Here is a 1699-nt window from a genome sequence, read left to right on the forward strand (position 1 = left end):
GACAGCAGCAGGACCGCATAAAGCGCCGAAAACGAGCCCATCGCCAGCAGGGTGACCGGCGGGTTGATCACCAGCAGCAGGGCCACCATGAAGATCAGGGTGACGGCGGAGACCACGAATTCCGACAGCAGCAGGACCGCATAAAGCGCCGAAAACGAGCCCATCGCCAGCAGGGTGACCGGCGGGTTGATCACCAGCAGCAGGGCCACCATGAAGATCAGGGTGACGGCGGAGACCACGAATTCCGAAAAGGCGCGGAAGACCTGCGATACGATCCGCGCGGTCTCCGACAGCATATTGGCAACCAGCTCAGAGCTGTTGCGCTGCAGCATGAACGGGTAAGGCTGTTGCAGATAGGCGGTCAGCAGCCGTTTCGACAGGCTGTGAATCCGGCCCTCGAGCCAGCGGTTGGCAACATAGACGGTGAGGATTTTCAGCCCGGCGGTGGCAATCAGCATCACAAAGAAGGCGCCGCCCAGAAAGAAAATGAAATCATCGGCGCTGGTGAAGCCGCCGGACGTGTAGAACGCCGACAGATAGCTGTTTGCCTGAATGATTTCCGGTTCGCCAAGCACCTTGAGAAACGGGAAAATCATGGCCACGCCGACCATGTCGGAAAACCCGCTGAGAATGATGAGCGGCATGAGGAGCATTGCCGTTTTCCGCTCGGCCGGGGTCAGCAGGCGCAGCGCCAGACTAAGGCTTTTCATGACATCCTCCGCTGCCGTGCGGAGCTGTGCAAACCCGGGGCAAGAACCGGGCTCTTGCCTGCCGGGACATTGAAAAAACGGGAGGGCACATCCGTTCCGGGCCGCCCTGCCCTGCTGAAACCGGTACCAAAATTAACTGCACAAGACGGCCTATGCTAAGGGCGAAGCCGCCAACCAAACACGATCTTGAGAGTTGCAACTAATACGAAAAGGTCCAGCCGCCACCCCATGTTGCGCACATAATGGGTGTCGAGCTCGGTTTTTGTGCGGGCCATTTCAATGCAGTCGGTATAGCCCTGCACGACCTGCGCATAGCCGCTCATGCCCGGCCGCACGGTTTCGCGGACTTCATATCCGGGGATCGCCTCGCGGTAGGTTTCGGCAAATGAGCAGATCTCCGGCCGCGGCCCGATCAGGCTCATCTGCCCCATCAGCACGTTCAGGATCTGCGGCAGCTCGTCCATTTTGCTGCCGCGCATGAAATGCCCCAGAGGCGTGATGCGGCCCTTGTCCAGGGGATCATCCGCCCCCCGTTCGCCCGCGCCCTTGCAGGTCATGGTGCGGAATTTCAGCATGGTGAAACCCTGCCGGTTCTGGCCGCAGCGCCGCTGCAGAAAGAACAGGCGGCCGGGGTTCCAGAACGGGTTCAGGCACAAAAGGACACAGCAGATGCCCAGCAGCAAAGGCAGGCAAGCCAGGCTGATCACGATATCCGCAAGACGTTTGGAGCCAAGATAGAGACGCCGCCGGGCCGTGCCGGCGAAAGTTTCTGTCAGACTGCCACGTTCCCCGCCCGGGTAATAATACCCTTTGGCGGCACTCTTTAACACAACACCATTTTTCATAGAACCGGTAACCGTTTACTAACCCACACAATGGGGGGCAGAAACCGATTGCCCGAAACAAACATCGCCGCCTTCAAAAAGGCGCATGGGCACTTGAATTTCTGAAATGCAGTCCCCCCAGACTCCATACATGCAGCCCAAGGA

2 protein-coding genes are annotated in these 1699 nt (G+C 59.1%); both read right to left on the minus strand.

Annotated features, from left to right (window positions below):
* Positions 1-710 (minus strand): ABC transporter transmembrane domain-containing protein (locus A9D60_RS02960; RefSeq protein ID WP_217492029.1); only part of this gene is annotated, 710 nt, incomplete at its 3' end.
* Between the two features lie 155 nt (positions 711-865).
* Complete coding sequence (locus A9D60_RS02965) at positions 866-1540, minus strand: sugar transferase (RefSeq protein WP_241482669.1); 675 nt, start codon at positions 1538-1540, stop codon at positions 866-868.
* Positions 1541-1699: the final 159 nt, after the last annotated feature.

This window comes from Leisingera sp. JC1, from assembly GCF_001679925.1.
In the GTDB taxonomy this organism is placed as follows: domain Bacteria; phylum Pseudomonadota; class Alphaproteobacteria; order Rhodobacterales; family Rhodobacteraceae; genus Leisingera.